At 73.7% G+C, this 21,504-nt stretch carries 16 protein-coding genes; 11 read left to right on the plus strand and 5 right to left on the minus strand.

Going from position 1 to position 21,504, the window contains the following annotated elements:
* Positions 1 to 153: 153 nt before the first annotated feature.
* Genes ACVGV0_RS02145 through ACVGV0_RS02155 form a run of 3 tightly spaced genes read left to right on the plus strand, consistent with a single transcriptional unit; the run spans position 154 to position 2,899 of the window.
* On the plus strand, positions 154 to 1,101 hold the full coding sequence (locus ACVGV0_RS02145) for an ABC transporter substrate-binding protein (RefSeq protein ID WP_459158165.1): 948 nt from the start codon (positions 154 to 156) through the stop codon (positions 1,099 to 1,101).
* On the plus strand, positions 1,098 to 2,123 hold the full coding sequence (locus tag ACVGV0_RS02150) for a FecCD family ABC transporter permease (protein ID WP_459158166.1): 1,026 nt from the start codon (positions 1,098 to 1,100) through the stop codon (positions 2,121 to 2,123). The genes ACVGV0_RS02145 and ACVGV0_RS02150 overlap by 4 nt, the downstream gene beginning before the upstream one ends.
* Entirely contained in the window at positions 2,120 to 2,899 is a 780-nt protein-coding gene (locus ACVGV0_RS02155; protein ID WP_459158167.1) for an ABC transporter ATP-binding protein, read from the plus strand. Before ACVGV0_RS02150 ends, ACVGV0_RS02155 begins: the two co-directional genes overlap by 4 nt.
* Positions 2,900 to 2,990: 91 nt before the next feature.
* Here ACVGV0_RS02155 and ACVGV0_RS02160 read toward each other — a convergent pair whose 3' ends face one another.
* Both ACVGV0_RS02160 and ACVGV0_RS02165 read right to left on the minus strand, forming a co-directional pair.
* Complete coding sequence (locus ACVGV0_RS02160; protein WP_459158168.1) at positions 2,991 to 4,496, minus strand: glutamate-cysteine ligase family protein; 1,506 nt, start codon at positions 4,494 to 4,496, stop codon at positions 2,991 to 2,993.
* Positions 4,497 to 4,909: 413 nt separating this feature from the next.
* Complete coding sequence (locus ACVGV0_RS02165; protein ID WP_459158169.1) at positions 4,910 to 6,199, minus strand: multidrug effflux MFS transporter; 1,290 nt, start codon at positions 6,197 to 6,199, stop codon at positions 4,910 to 4,912.
* A 202-nt stretch (positions 6,200 to 6,401) separates the two neighbouring features.
* Between ACVGV0_RS02165 and ACVGV0_RS02170 the strand changes: the two genes are divergently transcribed.
* A complete protein-coding gene (locus ACVGV0_RS02170) occupies positions 6,402 to 7,211 on the plus strand; it encodes a TrmH family RNA methyltransferase (RefSeq protein ID WP_459158170.1) in 810 nt (269 codons plus the stop codon).
* A 200-nt stretch (positions 7,212 to 7,411) separates the two neighbouring features.
* Positions 7,412 to 8,092 (plus strand): DUF2537 domain-containing protein, encoded by a 681-nt coding sequence (locus ACVGV0_RS02175; protein WP_459158171.1) that lies wholly within the window; start codon positions 7,412 to 7,414, stop codon positions 8,090 to 8,092.
* A 43-nt stretch (positions 8,093 to 8,135) separates the two neighbouring features.
* Here the strand turns inward: ACVGV0_RS02175 and sepH are convergent, their stop codons facing one another.
* Both sepH and serC read right to left on the minus strand, forming a co-directional pair.
* Entirely contained in the window at positions 8,136 to 9,212 is a 1,077-nt protein-coding gene (sepH, locus tag ACVGV0_RS02180; protein WP_459158172.1) for a septation protein SepH, read from the minus strand.
* Between the two features lie 426 nt (positions 9,213 to 9,638).
* Positions 9,639 to 10,778, minus strand: a complete 1,140-nt coding sequence (serC, locus tag ACVGV0_RS02185) for a phosphoserine transaminase (RefSeq protein ID WP_459158173.1) — start codon at positions 10,776 to 10,778, stop codon at positions 9,639 to 9,641.
* A 573-nt stretch (positions 10,779 to 11,351) separates the two neighbouring features.
* Here serC and pdxH point away from each other — a divergent pair.
* Positions 11,352 to 12,005 (plus strand): pyridoxamine 5'-phosphate oxidase, encoded by a 654-nt coding sequence (gene pdxH / locus ACVGV0_RS02190; RefSeq protein WP_459158174.1) that lies wholly within the window; start codon positions 11,352 to 11,354, stop codon positions 12,003 to 12,005.
* 72 nt (positions 12,006 to 12,077) lie between these two features.
* Positions 12,078 to 13,466 carry an APC family permease gene (locus ACVGV0_RS02195; protein ID WP_459158175.1) on the plus strand — a complete coding sequence of 463 codons (1,389 nt, stop codon included), beginning with the start codon at positions 12,078 to 12,080 and terminating at the stop codon, positions 13,464 to 13,466.
* Between the two features lie 137 nt (positions 13,467 to 13,603).
* Here the strand turns inward: ACVGV0_RS02195 and ACVGV0_RS02200 are convergent, their stop codons facing one another.
* Complete coding sequence (locus tag ACVGV0_RS02200; protein WP_459158176.1) at positions 13,604 to 15,256, minus strand: BCCT family transporter; 1,653 nt, start codon at positions 15,254 to 15,256, stop codon at positions 13,604 to 13,606.
* Between the two features lie 588 nt (positions 15,257 to 15,844).
* Between ACVGV0_RS02200 and ACVGV0_RS02205 the strand changes: the two genes are divergently transcribed.
* The 4 genes from ACVGV0_RS02205 (at position 15,845) to ACVGV0_RS02220 (ending at position 21,225) form a co-directional block, all read left to right on the plus strand.
* Positions 15,845 to 16,879, plus strand: a complete 1,035-nt coding sequence (locus tag ACVGV0_RS02205; RefSeq protein WP_459158177.1) for an aldose 1-epimerase family protein — start codon at positions 15,845 to 15,847, stop codon at positions 16,877 to 16,879.
* 370 nt (positions 16,880 to 17,249) lie between these two features.
* Complete coding sequence (locus tag ACVGV0_RS02210; RefSeq protein ID WP_459158178.1) at positions 17,250 to 18,185, plus strand: carbohydrate kinase family protein; 936 nt, start codon at positions 17,250 to 17,252, stop codon at positions 18,183 to 18,185.
* 408 nt (positions 18,186 to 18,593) lie between these two features.
* Positions 18,594 to 19,898 (plus strand): citrate synthase, encoded by a 1,305-nt coding sequence (locus tag ACVGV0_RS02215; protein WP_459158179.1) that lies wholly within the window; start codon positions 18,594 to 18,596, stop codon positions 19,896 to 19,898.
* Between the two features lie 430 nt (positions 19,899 to 20,328).
* Positions 20,329 to 21,225 carry an arylamine N-acetyltransferase family protein gene (locus ACVGV0_RS02220; RefSeq protein ID WP_459158180.1) on the plus strand — a complete coding sequence of 299 codons (897 nt, stop codon included), beginning with the start codon at positions 20,329 to 20,331 and terminating at the stop codon, positions 21,223 to 21,225.
* Positions 21,226 to 21,504 lie beyond the last annotated feature (279 nt).

Consider the following 21,504-nt stretch of genomic DNA (forward strand, 5'->3'; position numbering starts at 1 on the left):
GCAACGGTGTGCCGCGCGCGGCGCGGCGAGCCCGAATGCCCGCCGGGGCGGACGGCTCCCACGACCGTCGCGGTCCGCGGTCGGAGCCCGGGCGCGGCGCACTCCGCCGCAGGCCGGGTTCGCCCGGGCCGCACCGCCGCCCCGGAAGGTACGATGCGCGCCCTGCTCGCCCTGCTGACCGTCGGACTGCTGGCCACCGCCTGTGGCGCGCCCGCCGAGGAGGCCGCCTCCCGCGGCGGCGAGCGGGTCGACAACTGCGGCCGCGCGGAGGTCTTCGACGAACCCCCGCAGCGCGTGCTCAGCCTCAACCAGCACGCCACGGAGATCCTCCTCGCCCTCGGGCTCGGCGACCGCATCGTGGGCACGGCCTTCCCGGACGACCGCGCGCCGCCCCCGGAGATCGCCGCGGAGTACGCGCAGGTCCCCGTGGTCGCCCCGAAGTACCCCTCCGCGGAGCGGATCCTGCAGATCGAGCCGGACCTGGTGGTCGGCGGATACGCCAGCGCCTTCGACGAGACCGAGGGGCGCGGCCGCGACGCGCTGGAGGAGCTCGGCATCCCCACCCTGCTGCTCAGCGAGTCCTGCGTGCAGCGCCCGGCCGGGATGGGCGCGCTGCTCGACGACATCCGCATGTTCGGCCGGGTGCTCGACCTGGAGGACGGCGCCGCGCGCCTCGCCGCGGACATCCGCGGGCGGGTGCAGGCGGTGCAGCGCCGCGTCGCCGACGAGGAGCCGGTCGACGTGTTCGTCTACGACTCGGGCGAGCAGGCGCCCATGACGCTGGGCGGGCACGGCGTCGGCAACGACGCGGTGCGCCGGGCCGGTGGGCGCAACGTCTTCGCCGACGTCCCGCAGGCCTTCGCCGACGTCAGCTGGGAGCAGGTGGCCGCGCGGAAGCCGGACGCGATCGTGCTGGTCGACTACCTCGCCGAGCCCGTCGAGGGCAAGCGCGCCTACCTGTCCGGGCATCCGCTGGTCGGGCGCACCCCGGCCGCGCGCGCAGGTCGGTTCAGCACCATCCCGCTGGTGGAGTTGACCGAGGGCATCCGCTTCCCGGGCGCGGTGGAGCGGCTCGCCGCCGACCTGCACGGGGCGCCATGATCCGCCGCCGCGCCCTGTTCGTCCACATCGGACTCGCGTGCGCGCTGTTCGCCGGCGCGGCACTGGCGGTCTCGCTCGGCTCGGTGCACCTGCCGCTGGCGCAGGTGTGGCACGTCCTCGCCGATCCGCTCGTGCCCGGTGTCGACGCGGACGCCTCGGCGGTGCGCGAGGCGATCGTGTGGAACTCCCGCCTGCCCCGGGTGGTCACCGGCGCCGTCGTCGGCGCCTCCCTCGCCCTCGCCGGCGGCATCGCGCAACTGGTCACCGCCAACCCGATGGCCGATCCGTACCTGCTGGGCATCTCCCAGGGCGGCGGGTTCGGCATCGCCCTGGTGACCGTGCTCGGGATCGGCTCGGGAGCGCTGGGCGCGGCCACCCAGCCGGTGGCCGCGTTCCTCGGCGGGCTGGCCGCGCTGAGCGCGGTGCTCGTGGTGGCGGGCCGCTCCGGGTCGGTGACCGCTCTCGTGCTCGGCGGGCTGGCCGCGGGCCAGGTGGCGGGAGCGCTGACCTCGCTGGTGCTGTACCTGGCGGCCACGGGGGAGGAGGCCAAGCAGGTCATGTTCTGGTCCGCCGGCGGGCTCGGCGCGGCCCGGTGGGAACTGCTCGGCGCCCCGGCCGCCGTGCTCGGGGTGGCGCTGTGCGCGGCGCTGCTGTCCGGGCGGTGGATGAACCTGCTGCACGCCGGTGACGACGGGGCCGCGGCGCTGGGGCTGAACGCGCGGCGGTTCCGGGTGCTGGCGCTGATCGGGATCTCCCTGCTCGGCGGGGCCTCGGTCGCCGTGGCCGGCGGGATCGCGTTCGTCGGGCTGCTCGTGCCGCACGCGGCGACGTTCCTGGTCGGTTCGGAAGCCCGTGCCATGCTGGGGGTTTCGGCGCTGCTGGGGGCGGTGTTCCTGGTGCTGGCCGATCTCGCCGCCCGGGTGCTGTTCGCGCCGGCGGAACTGCCCGTGGGTGTGCTGACCGCCCTGGTCGGCGGTCCGCTGTTCCTGCTGATGCTGCGGAGCCACCGGAGGAGCGGATGAGCGTGCGCGTGCGCGGTGCCCGGGTGGACCTCGGCGGCCGCAGCGTCGTGTCCGATGTGGACCTCGATGTCGCTGCCGGGGAGGTGCTCGGGCTCGTCGGGCCGAACGGCAGCGGCAAGACGAGCCTGCTGCGGACCCTGTACCGGGCGGTGGAACCCGCGGCGGGGGTGGTCGAGGTCGCGGGCCGGGACGTGACCGCGGTGCCGCGGCGGGAGCACGCGCGCACCCTCGCCGCCACCACGCAGGAACCGCAGGACCGGGCGGCGTTCTCGGTGCGCGAGGTGGTCGCGCAGGGCAGGGTCGCGCACCTCGGGCTGCTGGAGCGGATGGGCGGGGGCGACCGCGGCGTCGTCGAGCAGGCCCTGCGCACGACCGAGCTGGACGAGCAGGCGGACCGGGACGTGCGCACCCTCTCCGGCGGTGAGCGGCAACGGGTGGCGATCGCGCGCGCCCTGGCCCAGCGCCCCCGCGTGCTCGTGCTGGACGAGCCGACCAACCACCTCGACCTGCGGCACCAGTACGCGGTGCTCGAACTGCTGCGGCGGCTGGCCGCGGAGGGCATGGCGGTGCTGCTGACGCTGCACGACCTGCGGCAGGCGGTGGAGTTCTGCGACCGGCTCGTGGTGCTGTCCGAGGGGCGCGTCGCGGCCACCGGGCAGCCGGGGGAGGTGCTGGGCGAGACGCTGCTGGCCGAGGTGTTCGGCGTGCGGGGGCGCGTGGAGCGCTCCGGCGGCACCCCGAGCCTGCGCGTCGACGGCGCACTGCCCCGCCCCTGACCCCCGTTCGCCCCTCGCCCCCGTCCCCTCCCCGGCACGCCCGCGGCGACCCGCTCCTTCCGGTGGGGTGCGTGCATTTCGCGGGAAGTGTTCACCGGGGAGCCGGTAGTGGCCAGGTGTGCACCGGTTCGCCGCCCTCGGCGCACTCCACGTAGCGGTGCAGCATGTCCACCAGGGCCTGGTGCCGGCCGCGACCGCGGGACTCCAGCGCGGCCACCGTGTCGCGCTGCCAGGAGGCCCCGTTCTGCCGCTGCACGCAGCGCTGCTCGATCACGTCCAGGTACCGCTGCCGGCACTCGTCCGACACGCCGCAGTCGCGCAGGCCCTCGTGCGCCAGCGGCAGCAGCACCCGCAGCACGAGCTCGTCGGGCGAGACCCAGCCGACCCGCGGCCAGTACAGCGAGGCGTCCATCCCGTGCCGCGCGCCGCCGTAGAAGTTCTCCGCGGCCGCGGCGAAGGACAGCTCGGTCCACAGTGGCCGGTCTTGCTCGGTGAGCGCGCGCTGCACCCCGTAGAAGAACGCCGCGTTCGCGACGATGTCGATGACGGACGGACCGGCGGGCAGCACGCGGTTCTCCACGCGCAGGTGCGGAACCCCGTCCACCAGGTCGTACACCGGCCGGTTCCACCGCCACACCGTCCCGTTGTGCAGCCGCAGCTCGGCCAGCGCCGGCGCGCGCCCCGCGTCGAGCGCGGCCAGCGGGTCCTCGTGCTCGGGCTCCGGCACGAGCGCCGGGAAGTAGCGCACGTTCTCCTCGAACAGGTCGAAGATCGACGTGATCCAGCGCTCGCCGAACCACACCCGCGGGCGCACCCCCTGGTTCTTCAGCTCCTCGGGGCGGGTGTCGGTGGCCTGCTGGAACAGCGGCACCCGCGTCTCCTGCCACAGCGCCTTGCCGAGCAGGAAGGGGGAGTTCGCGCCGATCGCGACCTGCACCCCGGCCAGGCACTGCGCCGCGTTCCAGTGCGCGGCGAAGTCCTCCGGCGCGACCTGCAGGTGCAGCTGCACCGAGGTGCACGCCGACTCCGGCAGGATCGAACTGGAGTAGGAGCGCAACCGCTCGCCGCCCTGCTCGCCGAGCGGGGTGCCCTCCACGTCCAGCAGCATCTCCTCGCCCCTGGCCTGCAGGATCTGCTGGTTGAGCAGCGAGTACCGGGAGGCGCGCGACAACCAGTGCGGGTCGAAGTGCGACCGCGCCAACGTCGGCAGCGTGCCGATCATGACGATCGTGGCGCCCGCGTCCCGCGCCCCGCTGCCGGCCTCGGACAGCGACGCCCGCAGCGTGCGCTCCAGCTCGTGCGCGCTGTCCCCCGCCAGCACCTGGGGAGGAACGTTGAACTCCATGGTCTGCTGGCCGAGTTCCGTGGTGAACGACGGGTCCGCGATCTTCTCCAGCACGGTGTCGTTCGTCATCGAGGGGGCCATCTCGTCGTCGACGAGGCTCAACTCCACCTCGACGCCCATCTGCTGGTGCGGGAAGGAGAAGGTGCCGTCGGCGAGCATCCGCGCCAGCGCGTCGAGCCCCCGGTGCATCTTGTCCCGGTAGCGTTGCCGATCGATGGAGGTGAACGTCTGCTGCCGCACGTCGCGTCCCATGCCGTCTCCCCGTGGGTCGTGTTGGCGGGCAGCGCGCAGCGCTGGAAGTTCACGGTGGCATACGCGTACCCGGGCTGACAGCGGCCAAAACGGTGGTGTGCCGGGAATCCGGACGGCGCAGCGCTGACTCCGCCGCGCGCGCACGGTCAGCGCGCAGCAGGACTTCGCCGGGGTGTTCTGCGCGCGGGTTCCCGCGCCCCGCGGCGAAGCGCCGGGCGTCCCGCCGCCCAGCTCGTCGAGCGGGCGGAGGCGATGCGCCGGGGGCCGAAGGCCCCGCGCGGGCAAGCTCGGGTGGCCCGCCCGGCGGGCGGGGACGCGCTCAACCGGGTCTGCCCGCCGCGGCGTGCTCGGAGGTGCCGCCGCGGAGGTGCCCCGCCCGGCGAACGGGGCGGCGGGCCCGGCGAGCGGGGCGGTCAGCTCCCGCTGGAGACCTGCTCCTGCTCCTGCTCGGCGGGCTCGCGCGAGCGGCGGGTCACCGGCGTCTGCGACTGGGCGGCGCGGCCGAACACCAGGAACATCACCGTCGCCGCCAGCACCACGGCGAACATCACCGTCACCATCGGCACCGCGGTGTCCGTCCCGCCCAGGCCGACCAGCGGGGCCGCCAGCGCGCCCACGAGGAACTGGCACACGCCCAGCAGCGCCGAGGCCGTGCCCGACACCTCGCGGTGCTCGCCCAGCGCCAGCATCGTCGTGTTCGGCATGACGAAGCCCAGGCTGGCGATCATCACGAACAGGGCCGGCAGCAGCACGCTCAGCGGCGCGCCCAGCAGCGCGGCGCTCACCAGCGCCGCCCCGGCGATCGAGGCGGCCACCAGCGCGGCCAGCAGCAGCTGCTTCTCGTTGGCGATCCGCCCGACCAGGCGCGCGTTGACCTGCCCGGCGAGCACGAGCCCGATCGCGTTCATCCCGAACACGAGGCTGTAGGTCTGCGGCGACATGCCGTAGATGTCCTGCAGCACGTACGACGAGCCGGAGACGTAGGCGAACATCGCGGCCATGCCCAACCCGCCGGTCAGCGCGTTGCCGAAGAAGGAACCGCGGCGCAGCAGCGAACCGATCGTGCGGAAGGTGGCGCCGAAGTGGGCGGGCTGGCGCCATTCCGGCGGTTTCGTCTCCGGCAGCAGGGTTCCCGCGATCACGAACAGCAGCGTGCCCAGCGCGGTGAGCACGACGAACACCCCGCGCCAGGTGGTGTGCGCCAGCACCTGGCCGCCGATGACCGGCGCGAGGATCGGGGCGAGTCCGGTGACCAGCATCAGCGAGGAGAAGAAGCGGGCGGCCTCCACGCCGCCGTAGAGGTCGCGCACGGCCGCGCGGGCGATCACCATGCCCGCAGCGGCACCCAGGCCCTGCAGGAACCGCAGGAGGGCCAGCGCGTACACCGAGCCGGACAGCGCGCACAGCACGGACGCGGCGATGTAGACGGCCAGGCCGATCAGCAGTGGTTTGCGCCGCCCCACGGCATCGCTGATCGACCCGGCGAGCAGCTGCCCGAGCGCGAGTCCGATCAGCACCGTCGTCAGGGTCAGCTGGCCCTGCGCGTCGGTCGCTTGCAGCTCCGTGGTGAGGCTCGGCAGGGCCGGCAGGTACATGTCGATCGACAACGGGCCGAAAGCCGTTAACCCGCCCAGGATCAGCGCGAACCGCACCTTGCGGGACAGCCGCGAGTTGTCGACCGCTTCCCGCTCGCTCGTCACCATGTCGCTCCTCGCCGGATCGGTTGCTTGGTGAAACCAATGGCCGCAACCACCCACAACACCACGGGCGCCGTTGTTATGCCAGGTATTTCCGCGGCGCCGTGTGAGCTACCTCATCGCTGCTCCGCACGGCGGTGCGCGCAGGGCCGTTCGGCCGTGCACCACTGGTGCGCGAGGTCCGCGCGCGGTGCGGGAAAATGGCCGCGTGGCGCACAGTGTCGAGATCACCGATCCCGCGGACTCCCGCGTGGACGACTTCCGCGACCTCTCCCGCGCGGACCGCAGGCCGGACCGGCCCGGCGGGCGCGGGCTCGTCATCGCCGAGGGGGTCGTGGTGGTGCAACGCCTGGTCGACTCGCCGTACCCGGTGCGGGCCGTGTTCGGCGTGCAGCGGCGCATCGACGAACTGTCCACAGTGCTCGACGAGGTGGACGCCCCGATCTACGCCGCCACCGCCGACGTCATGGCGCAGGTCGTCGGCTTCCACCTCAACCGCGGCGTGCTCGCCGTCGCCGACCGCGCACCCGCCCCGGAGCCGCGCGCGCTCGTCTCCGCGGCGCGCCGCCTGGCCGTGTTCGAAGGCGTCGGCGACCACGAGAACCTCGGCGTGCTGTTCCGCAACGCCGCCGCCCTCGGCCTCGACGGGGTGCTGCTCGGCGCGGGCTGCCCCGACCCCCTCTACCGGCGCGGCGTGCGCGTGTCCATGGGCCACGTGCTGCGCGTGCCCTTCGCCCGGCTGGAGAGCTGGCCGGACGACCTCGCCCTGCTCCGCGGAGCCGGGTTCCGCCTCGCCGCCCTCACCCCGGCTGCGGACGCGGTGCCGCTCGCGCAGGCCGGGCTCGACGCCGGACCGGCCGCCGTGCTGCTCGGCTCGGAAGGACCCGGGTTGACGGAGGGGGCGATGGCGGCCGCGGACGTGCGCGTGCGCATCCCCATCTCCAGCGCGGTGGACTCGCTCAACGTCGCCACCGCGGGCGCCATCGCGTTCCACGCGATGAACCCGGACCCGGCTTGACGGCGGCCACCCGGTCTCCGCCGTCCGGCCCGGGAGGTCGGGGGTTGCTGGGAGCAGGTGGCTACCCGATGTCGGGGATCCCGGAGCGAGGTGCCGCCGGAGGTTCCTCCCAGCTACCCCCATCCACCCGCCCTCAACAGCCAATCCGCGGACTCTCTAAGGTTGGCGGCAGGACGCAGCGTTCAGGAGCGTGCACCGGGATGAGCAGCCGAACAGCGGGCTGGGAACTGGCCGCGGACGAGCGGGGCGCGGTGCTGCGCCGCGCCGGGCGCGAGTACGACCCGTCCGCGCTGCCGCTGTCCGGGTCCGTGGTCCGCGCGCTCCGCGAGTGGGCGGAGGTGGTCGCCGACCTCGGCGGGACCGCCGCGGGCCCCGGTGGGCCCGGCCGTCAGGACGCGTCCGCCACCGGCGCGGCGGCGGAGCGCGAGATGACCACCGGCGTGGCGACCGGTGAGCCCGCCACCGACGAGGCCGCTGCCGCCGTGCTCACCGACCGCTCCCGCGCGCTCGCCGCGCGCGTGGCCGCCGAACTCGGCGCCGAGGTGGACTGCGCCGACCCGCTGTCCGGCCGGGTGCTGCGCGCCGGTCCGGAGACGTCCGCGCAGCAGCCCGCGGGGGAGCCCGTGCCGTGGGGGCCGGGGCTGTTCGTCAGCCTCGTGCTCGGCGCGATCGTCACCGTCGTCCTCGTCGTCGTCTCCCGCGGGCTGGCCGACGTGAGCGCGGCGCTCGCCGTCATCGTCAACCTCGCCGTCGCCGCCGGCTTCGCGCCGTCGGTGTGGGTCGGCAGCGGAGTCCCCACCTGGCGGTGGGTCGCCTGGGGCACGGGCGGCGGTGTGCTCGCCGCGTGGGCGGCCCTGCTGCTGAGCCTGCTGGGCGGGTGACCGGCACCGTCCACCCGCCCCGCTGCGCCGGCCGACCCGCGCCTCAGCGGTGCGAGCGGACGCCGAGGAGCACGTCCTCCCAGGAGGGCACCATCGGGTGGCTCTTGCGGCCCGGCGCGTCGGAGGATTCGGCCTCGGCCTCGGCCTGCTCCGCCGGGGCCTCCTCGGGCTCGTCCGGCTCGGCGGACCCGTCCTCCTCCGGCACCGCAGCCGCGGTCTCCGCCGGTGCGCTGCGCTCCCCGGGCCGGTCCCACGCCATGGGCGCGGCGCGCCGGTAGGCCTCGGCCCCGCCCGACTCGCTCGTCGGCTCGGCCGCGGCCGCGGCCGCGGCCGGACCGGCGGCCCGCGCGGTGCCCAGCCCGGGCACCGGCGGCACGGCGGGCGTGGTGACGCCGGGGGCCTCGGCGGGCTCCGCGTCCTCGGACGCGGCCTCCTCGCTCCCGGCCTCCTCGGTGACCAGCTGCGTGGACTCCTGCGGATCGAGTTCGAGCGCCTCGCGGGCCAGCTCCGTCACCGGCCGCACGGTGCGCAGCGGGCGGTTGGGGGAGGGGTCGAGCAGGTCGGCCGCGTGGTCGTCCAACGCCGCCACGGTGCCGCCCTGCGCCCCGGGGTGGAACACCCAGTGCGCGGCGTTCTCGGACTTGCCGGCCGACCACTCGAGGCGGACGACCCACTTGTTGTCCTCGCCGCGCCAGGCGTCCCAGGTCGCGTCGTTGTAGTCGTGCCCGCGCATGCCGAAGGTGTGCGCGACGACCTCGCCGAGCGTCTGCACGTCGGGACCGTCCTCGCGCACCGGGTGGCCCCGCTGGGCGAGCTCGGCGATCTGCGCGCGCTCCAGCAGCACCGGGTGGGCGTAGCGCTCGACCCGCGCCTCCGAGATGCCCGCGTCCTCGGCGACCTGCCGCGTCGTCGCGCCGGAGCGGATGCGCGCTTGGATCTCCCGCGGGCGGATCTGCGCCTCCAGCTCGATCTGCACCTGACCGAGTCGCGTCAGATCGCCCCGGGCCGCGGCCCGCAGGCGTTCGTCGGCGGGCACGGTGAACCGCTCGCCGTTGTCCGGGTCCTCGCAGATGACGGATTCGCCGTCTTCGTCGAGCCCGACCACTCGCAGCGCCCGCATATGCCAGCCTCCTGTGTCGTGCGGGACACCCCGCCCCGGGTTCACGCGGGACGACGCACCGCGGTGTCACGACGGAGCCGTCACCCCGGGCGCCCCCGGCGCCGGTGTGCGGCGACGGCGTCGCGGACGTTCCGCCCGCCGCGGCCGCTGAGCGCGCTGCCTGCCGGCTCAGCGGTCACGGGCGTGACGGTCCGCCCGTTCCCGGACGTGCATATCGGCTCCCGTCGCCTACCTGTCACCAGTCTGTGACCCTACCCCGGCGCGCCGTCTTGACGGGGCGGCGCGCCGGGCGTGGCGCCACGATCTGACACGTCCGATCTTGCCCCAACCAGGCCGGGTTGGCGAACGCGCGGAACTGCTCAGTTCCTCCCGGCGGGCGTGCCCAGCGCACCGGGAGGAACTGCGTTGTCCCGCTGACCAGGAGTTTCAGCTGAGCCGCTCGACGATCCAGTCGATGCTGCGGGTAAGGGCGGTCACATCGTCCGGCTCGATCGCCGGGAACGTGCCGATGCGCAGCTGGTTGCGTCCCAGCTTGCGGTACGGCTCGGTGTCCACGATGCCGTTGGCGCGCAGCGCCTTGGCCACCGCCGCCGCGTCCACCGACTCGTCGAAGTCGACGGTGCAGACGACCTGCGAGCGCTTGGTCGGGTCGCTGACGAACGGCGTGGTCCAGGAGGTGGACTCGGCCCAGGAGTACAGCCGCTGCGAGGACTCGGCGGTGCGCTTGGTGCACCAGTCCAGCCCGCCCTGGGCGTTCATCCACTCGATCTGCTCGGCGAGCAGGAACAGCGTGGCCACGGCGGGGGTGTTGTAGGTCTGCTCCTTGCGGGAGTTGTCCAGCGCAGTGGTCAGCGACAGGAACTCGGGGATCCACCGGTCGGACTCGCCGATCTCGGTGATCCGCTCCTGCGCGGCCGGGCTCACCGCGGCCAGCCACAGGCCGCCGTCGGAGGCGAAGCACTTCTGCGGCGCGAAGTAGTACACGTCCACGTCGCGCGGGTCGAACGCCAGACCGCCGGCGCCGGAGGTGGCGTCCACGGCGATGAGGGCGTGCTCCGAGCCCGCCGGGCGGCTCGGGGGCAGCATCACACCGGTGGAGGTCTCGTTGTGCGCCCAGGCGATGAGGTCGGCCTCGGGGTCGGCGACCGGGGTGGGGGCGTCACCGGGCTCGGCGGAGACGACCTTCGGTTCGGCCAGGAACGGGGTCCTGGCCGCCTTGGCGAACTTCGAGGTGAACTCGCCGTACTCGAGGTGCAGGGAGCGTTCGCGGATGAGGCCGAGCGTCGCGGCGTCCCAGAACGCGGTGGTGCCCCCGACGCCGGTCAGCACCTCGTAGCCCTCGGGCAGCGAGAACAGCTCGCGGAGCCCCTGCCGGACGCGTGCGACCAGGTCCTTGACCGGTTTCTGCCGGTGGGAGGTCCCCATCACCGAGGCGCCGGCGTCGGCGAGTCGGGTGAGCTGCTCCTCGCGCACCTTGGACGGGCCGCAGCCGAAGCGGCCGTCGCGGGGCTTGAGCTCCTCGGGCAGTCGCAGCGTCGTCGGGTCCGCGGTTTCGGCCTGGGTCATGCCGGCGCCTCCGATTCGTCGGTTCGCGCGGTGGTGTCCGCGCGGTGGTCATGTCACCGGCGCCGTTGCCGGGTTCGCGGCTCTACCGCAGCGCGTCCCGGGCGTCAGCCCGTCGTGGATGTCGCGGCGCGCCGGTGCTCAGTTGGACGCAGCGGGCGCCGCGCTGCCGCGGCCAGCCGTGCGGCAACTTACTGCGTTACGTCCCGTTCACCAAACACTGCCCGTCGCACTTTCAGCGTATCCCCAGTGCAGCGGCGATGTGATGAGGCTCCCGGACGCTCGCCGCGGCCGGCGGGATTCGCCGGGAATGTCCACCCGGACGTGTGTGGGAAAGGTCACTGCATCGTTTGCGGAATCGATGTGGGGACCGCCGCCGATTCGGCCGCGCCGCGCGCGGCGTCTACGGTCGAGCGGGTGGCCGGCGCGACTTCGGTTCGCGCCGGCCACGAGTGACTCGTACCGTGCGCTGCACGCGGCCGCCCCGGGCCCGGGGCGGCCGCTGCGGCGTCGCGGGCGGTCCACGGCGCAGTGCGGGCACGCCGAGGGCGTGCGGTCCAGCAGGAGGAGGGGAGAATGTCGGAGGCCAACGTCGCGTTGCCGTCGATGCGGGTGTTCTACGACTCCGCCGAGTTCGACGAGTCCGCGCTCGCCGACACGTGGCACGAGCAGCTGCAGCGCTGGTTCGACGAGGCGACCGCCGCCGACGTGGTCGAGCCCAACGCGATGGTGCTGGCCACCGCGACACCGGACGGGGTGCCGTCCTCCCGCACCGTGCTGTGCAAGGGCATCGACGAGCGCGGCATCTCGTTCTTCACCAACTACACCTCGGCCAAGAGCCACGACCTCAGCGCCACCCGCGCGGCGGCGGTGACGTTCCCGTGGCTGTCGATGCAGCGGCAGGTCAACGTGCGCGGCGGTGTGGAGAAGCTCTCCTCCGAGGAGGTGTCCCGGTACTGGTCGGAGCGCCCGCGCGGTTCCCAGCTCGGCGCCTGGGCCTCGCCGCAGTCGCGCGTGGTCGGCGGTCGGGAGGCGCTGGAGTCCTCGCTGAGCCAGACCGAGCGGCGCTTCTCCGATGCCGAGCGGGTTCCCGTGCCGCCGCACTGGGGCGGGTGGATCCTCCGCCCGGAGGTCGTCGAGTTCTGGCAGGGCCGGCCGAACCGGATGCACGACCGGCTGTGCTTCCGCCGCGACGACGAGCGGTGGGTCGTCGAGCGCCTCGCCCCGTGACGCGCAGCGGTTCGCGATCACCCGCTTGTCCGAGGCGACAGCACCGGGTGCGAGGGCGCACACTCCCCGGTCATGGCGGATGAGGCGACGGTGCGGGAGGGGCCCGGCGACGGGCCGGGGCTGAAGAAGGTCATCGGGACGCGGCTGCTGCTGTTCTTCGTGGTCGGCGACATCATCGGGACCACGATCTACGCGCTCACCGGCAAGATCGCGGGCAAGGTGGGCGGTGCCCTGTGGATCCCGTTCCTGGTGGCCTTCGTCGTGGCGTTCCTGACGGCGTTCAGCTACCTCGAGCTCATCGGCAAGTACCCGAAGGCCGGCGGCGCCCCGCTCTACGTCCACCGGGCGTTCGGCGTGCACTTCGTGACGTTCCTCGTCGCGTTCGCGGTGATGAGCTCGGGCATCACCTCGGCCTCCTCGGCGGCGCAGGCGTTCGGCGGCGACTACCTGGAGGAGATCGCGGGCGGGGCGCCGACGACGGTGGTGGCGATCGCGTTCCTCGTCGTCCTCGGGCTGATCAACTTCCGCGGCGTGGCGGAGTCGACGAAGCTGAACGTCGTGCTCACGTCCGTGGTCCTGCTCGGGCTGGCGGTGGTGATCGTCACCGGTGCGATCGCGATCTTCGGCGGCAGCACCAACCCCGAGCTCACCGCGGACCCCGGCCGCCTGGTCGAGTTCAAGTCCGGCACCGCGCCGCTGCTGGCGGTCACCTCGGCGACGGCCCTGGCGTTCTTCGCCATGATCGGCTTCGAGGACACCGCCAACATGGCCGAGGAGACGCGGAACCCGCAGCGGACGTACCCCCGCGCGGTGCTGTGGGGCATGGGCCTCGTCGCCGTGATCTACACGCTCATCGCGCTGATCACGTCGACGCTCGTGCCGACCGGTGAGCTCGCGGCCTCCGACGGGCCGCTGCTGCTGGTGGTGCAGGCCGCGGCGCCGTGGTTCCCACCGGTGCTGTTCTCCGTCATCGCCCTGTTCGCGCTGAGCAACAGCGCGCTGATCAACATGATGATGGCCAGCCGCCTCGTCTACGGCATGGCCGAGGAGCGGGTCGTCCCGCGGTTCTTCGGCCGGGTGCACGCCGGACGGCGCACCCCGTGGGTGGCGATCGTGTTCACCAGCGCGCTGGGCGTGCTGCTGGTCAGCGGTCTGGACATCGAGGCCCTCGGCAGCACCACCTCGCTGCTGCTGCTCGTCGTCTTCGCCGTCGTCAACGTCGCGGTGCTCGTGCTGCGGCGCGATCCGGTGCGGCACGAGCACTTCCGCGCGCCCACGTGGGTTCCGGTGCTCGGCGCGATCACCTGCGCGTTCTTCGCCAGCCCGCTGTCCGGCAGGCCGGCCGAGGAATACGTGGTCGTGCTGGCCCTGCTGGCGGTCGGGGTGGTGTTCTGGCTGGTCAACCACCTCACCGGCGGTGGCGGGCACGAGGACGCCGAGACGGCGGGGCCCGGGGCGTAGGGCCCTCTCCCAGCGCCCCGCCGCCGCGGGCGGCGGGGCCAGCCGGGACCTGCTGCGCCGGCGCGCGGTGGCCGGTATCGAACCGGTCCGCCGGCGTCCCCCGGCCCGACCGCCCCGCGTTCCGGGCGTCCCGCGGGTCACCCCCGGGGCGACTCGGCGTGCTGGGCGGCGCTCGTGCCGTGCTGCTGGCGTTCCGCGGCTTCACCCTCGGCGGCGTGCGCTGCACCGGGCCGCTCCGCGCCCGGTGGGTTCCGGGTGCGCGAGGGGAGGATTCCCTGCTCGATCGCCATGCGCCTGGCCACGCGCGGGGCCGTCCAGAGGGTGGGCAGCATGATGAATCCGACCGGTACCGCCGTGACGACGATGAACTGCTGCAGCGCGGTGATCCCGCCCTCGCCGACGAGGAGCAGGACGGCCGCCGCTGATCCCATCATCGCGGCCCAGAACGCGCGGACCGCGGTGGTGGGTTCGCCGTCGTTCGTGCTCGCGGAAGCGATGCTGTAGGACATCGAATCGGTCGTGGTCGCCACGAACGTGATCGTCAGCAGCAGCACGCCGACCGCCAGCAGGCGACCGAGCGGGAGCTGCTCGGCGATCGAGATGACCGCCGCGGGAACGCCGGAGGAGTTGAGCGGTCCCGAGAGCACGCCGGGGGTGCGTTGCTCGAAGAAGATGCCCGTGCCGCCGAAGACGGTGAACCACAGCGTGGTCGCGACCGGGGGCACGATCGAGGTGCTGATCACGAGGTCGCGCAAGGTGCGGCCGCGGGAGATCCGCGCCACGAAGATCGCCATGAGCGGTCCGTAGCCGAGGAACCACCCGAAGAAGAACACCGTCCACGATCCCAGCCACTGCTGATCGCCCCGGTGCAGCGCCAGCGGCACGAAGTCCCGCACGTACTGGGCGAACCCGCCCAGGAAGGCCTCCGCCAGGAAGCCCGCGGACCCGAGCGCGACGAAGGCGGCCATCAACGCGGCGGCCAACCAGATGTTGACGCGGCTGAGGAACTGGATCCCGCGGTTGATGCCGCTGATCACCGACAGCACTGCGATCGCGGTGAGCGCGATGATGACGCCCAGCTGGACCGGGTAGCTGTCGGGGGTTCCGAACACCCGCGACATGCCGTAGGAGACCTGGAGCCCGAGGAAACCGATCGGCCCCACCGTTCCGGCCACCACGGCGAGGATGCACGTGATGTCGACCGCCTTCCCGAGCCGGGAGTGGCAGACGCGCTCGCCGAGCAGCGGGTGGAGCAGGGTTCGCGGGCGAAGCGGCATGCCGCGCTCCGCGCCCCGCAGCATCACGATCGAGCCGAGCGACCCGAGGATCGCCCAGGCCAGGAACCCCCAGTGCGTGAAGCTCTGCGCCAGCGCGGCGCTGACGGCGTCCTGCGAGCCGGGCCGGACCCCGCCGTAGTGCGGCGGTGGTGAGACGAAGTGCTGCAGCGGCTCACCCGCGGCGAAGAAGACCCCGCCGCCCGCGAGCAGGGTGCACATGATCATCGATATCCACTGGAGCCGGCCGTGCTCCGGGCGCTCTCCGGCGCCCAGGCGCACCCGCCCGAGCCGTGAGCACGCCAGCACGACGGCGAGGACGAACGTGGCCAGCAGCAGCACTTGCCACAGCGCACCGAACCAGCGCGCCGCGAACTCGAACGCGGCGGTCACCGCGCGGCCGGTGGCGGCGGGCGCGGCCAGCGCCACGACCACGAACGCGACGAGCGCGCCGCCGCTGATCGCCAACACCGGGGCGTCGGTGCGTCTCCGGGCGTGATCCGGTGGATCGGTCATGGGGGTGCTCCTTCGCCGCCCGGCTCGCCACCGCTGCGAACGGTGTCGGTGTCGATGCGCTTTCCCGGAACGCGGAGATCTGCTCCGCAGTGCTGCGAAGGGTGGTGGGAGGACGATTCCCCGCGAGCCGTTCGGGATGCGCGTCGTTGTCGATGTCGGCCAGGTCGGCTGTGTGGACGGTCAGTTCGAGCAGGTGGTGCAGCACGTCGCTCGTCGTGGTGCGCACCACGACGAGGCGGTCGGGGTCGAGCACGACCTGCGGGGCCACGTCGTCGGTGACGGTCCCGCCCTCGGCGCGGGAGAGGTGCCCGTTGCGCAGGACCGTATCCCGGTCCTGCGCAGCAGCTGCACAGGGCCGGTTCGGCACCGGAGGCGGATCCGGCTGGTGCCGTTGCCGTTCCTGCGGCGGTGTTTCGGGACGAGGAGGCGCCGGAACCCCCGGTGCGCGGCTTCCCGGTCGGCTCGTCCGGACGCGGGTTCCGTGACCGATCGCATCGGTGTGCGCATGCTCTCACCGGTCGCGGGCGCCGCGGCACGTCGGGCGGCGAGGAGGCCGGCCGGAGCGGCGCCGCCTCGTAGGGTGGCCGCGTGGAGCGACGAGAGGACCAGCAGCCCGCCGGTGCGCACCCGACCGCGGGCGCGGAACCGCCCGGAATGCATCCGCCCGCCACCGGCCCGCCCACCGGCGCGGAACCGCCGCCCGCGGGTGGTTACCTGCCCGCCACCGGCCCGCAGTACGAGATCACCCGCGGTCCGGCGCGCGCCGTGGTCACCGGCCTCGGCGCGGGGCTGCGCGCCTTCGAGGTCGACGGCGCGTCCTACGTGGAGAGCCACGGCGCGGACGAGCCGCCGCCGAGCTGCTCCGGCGCGGTGCTCCTGCCGTGGCCGAACCGCGTCGCGGACGGGCGCTGGAGCCGCGCCGGGAGCTCGCAGCAGCTCGCGCTGACCGAACCGGCGCGGCGCAACGCGATCCACGGCCTCGTCCGGCACGTGCTGTGGACGCCGGTGCTGCACGAGGAGTCCACTGTGGTGCTGCGGACCGCGGTGCCGGTGCAGCCGGGGTGGCCGGTGCCGCTGATCACCTGGGTGCGCTACGCGCTGGACGAGTCCGGCCTGGTGGTGACGCACACCGTGGACAACGCGGGCCGCGGCGGCGTCCCGCTCGGCCTCGGCGTCCACCCGTTCCTGCGCGCGGGCGCAGCGGGCGCGGACGAGTGCACGCTGCGCCTGTCCGCGCGGACGCGCCTGCCCGTCGACGCGGAGCGGCTGCTGCCCGCGGGGGAACCGCGCCCGCTGGACGAGCAGGAGCGCGAGCTGGTGCGGGGGCGCCGCCTGGAGGGGGTCGAGCTGGACACCGCGTTCGGCGGTGCGCGCCCCGACCCGGCGACGGGTCTCGTTGAGCACACTCTGACTGCCCCGAACGGGTGTGGCGTGCGACTGTGGGCCGATCCCGCGTTCGGCTGGGTCCAGGTCTACACCGCCCCGGACTACCCGGGCCGGGGGCGTGCGGTGGCGGTGGAGCCGATGACCTGCCCGCCGGACGCGCTGAACTCGGGCACCGACCTCGTCGAGCTGGACGCGGGTGCGCGCTGGACCGGCCGGTGGGGCCTGCGCCCGTGCTGAGGACCGAGGAGTGGCCGCCGGGCAAGCCGCTCCGGTGAGAGAGGTGATCTACAAATCGGCAGATCAACAAGGAACTTAGGGGCGCGCGGATTGGTGGGGATTCCGCTCGGCCGCGCCGGTCCGTCAGGCAAGCGGCGCAGCCGCTTCCTCAACGCGTGCGCGGGCCGACCCGCCGCGGGTTCTCCGGCGTCGCCTCGCGAGGACATCCCCGAAGGGGCTGCTTCCATCCGCTGTCCGGGGAGGGTGGTCGGGGGCAGCTGGGAGTAGGTGGCTACCCGATGTCGGGGATCCCGGAGCGAGGCCTCGCCGGAGGTTCCGCTGCCGGATCCACTACGTCAGCCAATCCGCGGACTCTCAGAACGGAGGAAACGTGATCGTTATCGGGGGCGAGGCACTGGTCGACCTGGTGCCCGACGCGTCCACGACGGAGGGCGAGCTCGGACCGCTGCACCCGCGTCTCGGCGGCGGCCCGTACAACGTCGCCGTGGCACTCGGCCGGCTCGGCGTGCCGACGGCGTTCTACTCGCGCCTGTCCACCGACCTGTTCGGCGACAAGCTCCTCGAGCGGCTCCGCGACGCCGGGGTCCGCGACGAGCTGGTGCAGCGCGGCGTGGAGCCGACGACGCTGGCCGTGGTGGGGCTGGGCGAGGACGGGTCCGCGCGCTACAGCTTCCACACCGACGGCACGGCGACCCGGTTCGTCGAGTCCCGCGACCTGCCGGAGGAGACCACCGCGGTGTGCTTCGGCACGCTCGGCATGGTGCTGGAACCGGGCGCCACGGTCTACGAGTCGGTGCTGTTCTCCGAGGCCGAGCGCGGCCGGTTCATCGCGCTGGACCCGAACGTCCGGGCGAGCCTCATCGCCGATCCGGAGGCCTACCGGGCCCGGTTCGAGTCGTGGCTGGAGGTGACGCACCTGGTGAAGCTCTCGGTGGAGGACGCCGAGTGGCTCGCCGGCGACCGCGACCTGGAGACCGCGCTGGCCGAGTGGCGGCGGGCGGGTCCGGCGGCGATCGTGCTCACCGGGGGCGGGGACGGGCTGTCCGCGCACACCGAGGACGGGGAGCTCGCCCGCGTTCCGAGCGAGGAGGTCGAGGTGGTCGACACGATCGGCGCGGGGGACACGGTCCAGGCGGCGCTGCTGGGGTGGCTGCACCGCAACGCGGCCCTGGAGAGGCGTTCCGTGCGGGAGATGACGCCGGAGGCGTGGCGCCGGGCGCTGGCCTTCGCGGCGCGCGCGGCGGCGGTGACGATTTCCCGGCCGGGGGCCGAACCACCGTGGGCGGGCGAGGTCGCCGCCGGGTGAGCGGACCGGTGGTCACGCGGGCGCGCCGGGTGCGCGGCGGCTCCCCGACCCACCGGTGCGCCGGTGGCCGCTCCGAGCGGCGGGACCGCTCCGCGCGCCGCCGCCGGGTGGTCAGGGCGGGCGCGGCGGGCGGTTCCGGACGGCGCGGCCCGCTGCGCCACGGGTCCGCGAAGGGCCCGCGAAGCGGTGTGATCGTGGTCCCACCTGCCGCGAAGGCGAAACGTGGTAGCTGCGCGAGGGGCCTCGCGGGGTCTAGCGTGACACCTGACAGGACCCCAACGGGGTGGTGCTGCCCGGGTCGGGCACCCCCGACCGGCACGAACGGCGGAGTGGCCTCATCGCCGGCCGTCGCCGGCGCCAGTGCTGCCCCTCGAGCGGGCTACCCCGACGAGCGCGAGAGGTTCCCGAATGCCCGACGACGTGACCGCCAAACGTACCGTCGCGCTGAACTACGGTGGCGGCGAGCACGAGATGCAGGTGAAGCAGGCGACCGAGGGTGCGCCTGGCGTCGATGTCGGCCAGTTGTTGTCCCAGACCGGCTTGGTGACGCTGGATCCGGGCTTCGGCAACACGGCCGCTTGCACTTCGGACATCACCTATATCGACGGTGCTGCCGGGGTGCTTCGCTATCGCGGGTACCCGATCGAGGAACTCGCCGGAAAGTCGAACTTCATCGAGGTCAGCTACCTGCTGATCTACGGTGAGCTGCCGAGCAAGCAGGAGTACGAGCGGTTCGCCGAGCGGATCAACCGGCACACCCTGCTGCACGAGGACCTCAAGCAGTTCTTCGACGGGTTCCCGCGCGACGCGCACCCGATGCCGGTGCTGTCCTCGGCGGTGTCGGCGCTGTCCACCTTCTACCAGGACAGCCTCAACCCGTTCGACAACGAGCAGGTGGAGCTGTCCACCGTCCGGCTGCTCGCGAAGCTGCCGACGATCGCCGCGTACGCGTACAAGAAGTCCGTGGGCCAGCCGTTCCTGTACCCGGACAACTCGCTGGGGCTGGTCCAGAACTTCCTGCGGATGACGTTCGGGCTGCCCGCGGAGGAGTACCAGGTGGACCCCGCGCTGGCCCGGGCGCTGGATCTGCTGTTCATCCTGCACGCCGACCACGAGCAGAACTGCTCCACGTCGACCGTGCGGATGGTGGGGTCGTCCGAGGCGAACCTGTTCGCGAGCATCTCCGCCGGCATCAACGCCCTGTTCGGTCCGCTGCACGGCGGGGCGAACAGCGCGGTGCTGGAGATGCTGGAGAACATCCACGCGGACGGCGGCGACGTGGACTCCTTCGTCAACCGGGTGAAGAACAAGGAGCCCGGTGTGAAGCTGATGGGCTTCGGCCACCGCGTGTACAAGAACTACGACCCGCGCGCGGCGATCATCAAGAAGACCGCCGACGAGGTGCTGGGCAAGATCAACGCCAACGACCCGCTGCTGGACATCGCCCTGCGGCTGGAGGAGCGCGCGCTGTCCGACCAGTACTTCATCGAGCGGAACCTCTACCCGAACGTGGACTTCTACACCGGCTTGATCTACAAGGCGATGGGCTTCCCGACGAAGTTCTTCACGGTGCTGTTCGCGCTCGGCCGCCTTCCGGGCTGGATCGCCCACTGGCGGGAGATGCTGGACGACCCGGCGCGCAAGATCAGCCGTCCGCGCCAGGTGTACACCGGCACTCCCCAGCGCTCCTACGTGCCGATCGACCAGCGCTGAGCCGCTCCGGGCGCGGTGGTGGTGCTCCTGCGGGCACCACCCGGCGCCCGCGGCCGCCGCTTCCGCGTCCGTGCCGGAACGTCCGCGTTCCGACACGGACACACGTGTGCGGGCGGGCGGTCCGGACGGGGCTGCGCCCGGGGGCTCCGCAGCGGTTCGCCACGTGCCCGCGCGGTCGGCCCCGCACGCGCCCGCGCGGTGCGGTCGGCGGGACCGTTGGGCCCACTGCGCCCAGCGGCGGGTCGCGGGGTCCCAGCGGTGCGTCCCGTCGCCCCGCAGCAGCGGGGTGAGGAACTCGTCCGCGAGCGCGGTGGCCGCTTCGAAGGTGCCGAGCTGGTGGCGCGCACCGGCCGGGGCCGCGCCGGCGTGCCCCGCCGGCCGGTTCCGCATCGTTGACTTCGAGCGCGCTCGAAGTGCCACGCTCCGCGCCATGACTGCGATGGCACAGCACCGGGACGCCTCCGACGGCCGGAAATCCTCCGATGGCCGGGACCCCGCGGAGGGCGGGGAGTCCGCCGAGGAACGGGGCAGCGCTGACGAGTGGGGCAGCGCGTCGGTCGACGTGGACGCCTACCTCGACCGCATCGGGCACCCGCTGGTGGCTCCCTCGGTCGAGGCGCTGGGGAGCCTGCACGAGGCGCACGTCCGCACGATCCCGTTCGAGAACATCGACGTGGTGCTCGAACGGCACCCGGGCATCGGCCTGCCGGCGGTCGCCGCCAAGCTCGTCGGGCGCGCCCGGGGCGGCTACTGCTACGAGCACGCCTCGCTCTTCGCGGCCGTGCTGGAGCGGCTGGGTTTCGGGGTGCGGCGCTGCATGGCGCGGGTGCAGCCGCACAAGTCGGGGCCGCTCACGCACATGCTGCTGGTCGTGACGGTCGAGGGGCGGGAGCACCTGGCGGACGTGGGCTTCGGCGCAGGACTGCTGCACCCGATGCCGCTGCGCGACGGCGCCGTCGTCGACCAGGCGGGCTGGCCGCACCGGCTGGTCGAGGACGGCGGGGTGTGGACGCTGCAGAAGTGGCAGGAGCGGGGCTGGGAACCGCTGCACGCCTCCGACGTGCGGCCGAGCCGTCCCGTCGACTACGAGGTGGCCCACCACTACACCGCGACGCACCCGAATTCGCCGTTCACCGGCAAGCCGGTCGTCATGCGGCTGGAGGAGGGCGAGCTCCGGCGCCTGGTCGGTGACGAGCTCATCGTCGAGCGGGCCGGTGGTGGCACCGACCGCGAGACCGTCCCGCCGGAGCGGATCGGGGCCGTGCTGCGGGATCTGGACGTGGAGCTCACCGCGGAGGAGCTGGACTCGCTGCGCGCGAAGCTCTGAGTCGGGGAGCGCGCGGGGTGGCTGGCGTCGCGGGTCGGGCGGGGGCGACTCCGCGGGGCCACGCGAGCAGTTCCGATCCGCGCGCTCACTGAGCGGTTCGGCCCGGTCGTGCGGGGAGCTCCGCGCGGGGCTGAGCTCCCCCGGTGACCACTGCGCCTCCAGGTGCCGCCGGGAGTGCAGTGGTCGCCGGTGGTTGCGCGGGTCACAGGCGGTGCAGGCCGGCGAGGACGCGTTCCAGCAGCGCGCGGTCGAGCGGCATCGCCGGGTGCGCGCGGGCGG

The organism is Salinifilum ghardaiensis (assembly GCF_054491345.1).

Bases quoted from the DNA above. Each gene is read 5' to 3' on its own strand.
- ACVGV0_RS02145 (WP_459158165.1), top strand. From the start codon at position 154: ATGCGCGCCCTGCTCGCCCTGCTGACCGTCGGACTGCTGGCCACCGCC.
- ACVGV0_RS02150 (WP_459158166.1), top strand. From the start codon at position 1,098: ATGATCCGCCGCCGCGCCCTGTTCGTCCACATCGGACTCGCGTGCGCG.
- ACVGV0_RS02155 (WP_459158167.1), top strand. From the start codon at position 2,120: ATGAGCGTGCGCGTGCGCGGTGCCCGGGTGGACCTCGGCGGCCGCAGC.
- ACVGV0_RS02160 (WP_459158168.1), bottom strand. From the start codon at position 4,496: ATGGGACGCGACGTGCGGCAGCAGACGTTCACCTCCATCGATCGGCAA.
- ACVGV0_RS02165 (WP_459158169.1), bottom strand. From the start codon at position 6,199: ATGGTGACGAGCGAGCGGGAAGCGGTCGACAACTCGCGGCTGTCCCGC.
- ACVGV0_RS02175 (WP_459158171.1), top strand. From the start codon at position 7,412: ATGAGCAGCCGAACAGCGGGCTGGGAACTGGCCGCGGACGAGCGGGGC.
- sepH (WP_459158172.1), bottom strand. From the start codon at position 9,212: ATGCGGGCGCTGCGAGTGGTCGGGCTCGACGAAGACGGCGAATCCGTC.
- serC (WP_459158173.1), bottom strand. From the start codon at position 10,778: ATGACCCAGGCCGAAACCGCGGACCCGACGACGCTGCGACTGCCCGAG.
- pdxH (WP_459158174.1), top strand. From the start codon at position 11,352: ATGTCGGAGGCCAACGTCGCGTTGCCGTCGATGCGGGTGTTCTACGAC.
- ACVGV0_RS02195 (WP_459158175.1), top strand. From the start codon at position 12,078: ATGGCGGATGAGGCGACGGTGCGGGAGGGGCCCGGCGACGGGCCGGGG.
- ACVGV0_RS02200 (WP_459158176.1), bottom strand. From the start codon at position 15,256: ATGACCGATCCACCGGATCACGCCCGGAGACGCACCGACGCCCCGGTG.
- ACVGV0_RS02215 (WP_459158179.1), top strand. From the start codon at position 18,594: ATGCCCGACGACGTGACCGCCAAACGTACCGTCGCGCTGAACTACGGT.
- ACVGV0_RS02220 (WP_459158180.1), top strand. From the start codon at position 20,329: ATGACTGCGATGGCACAGCACCGGGACGCCTCCGACGGCCGGAAATCC.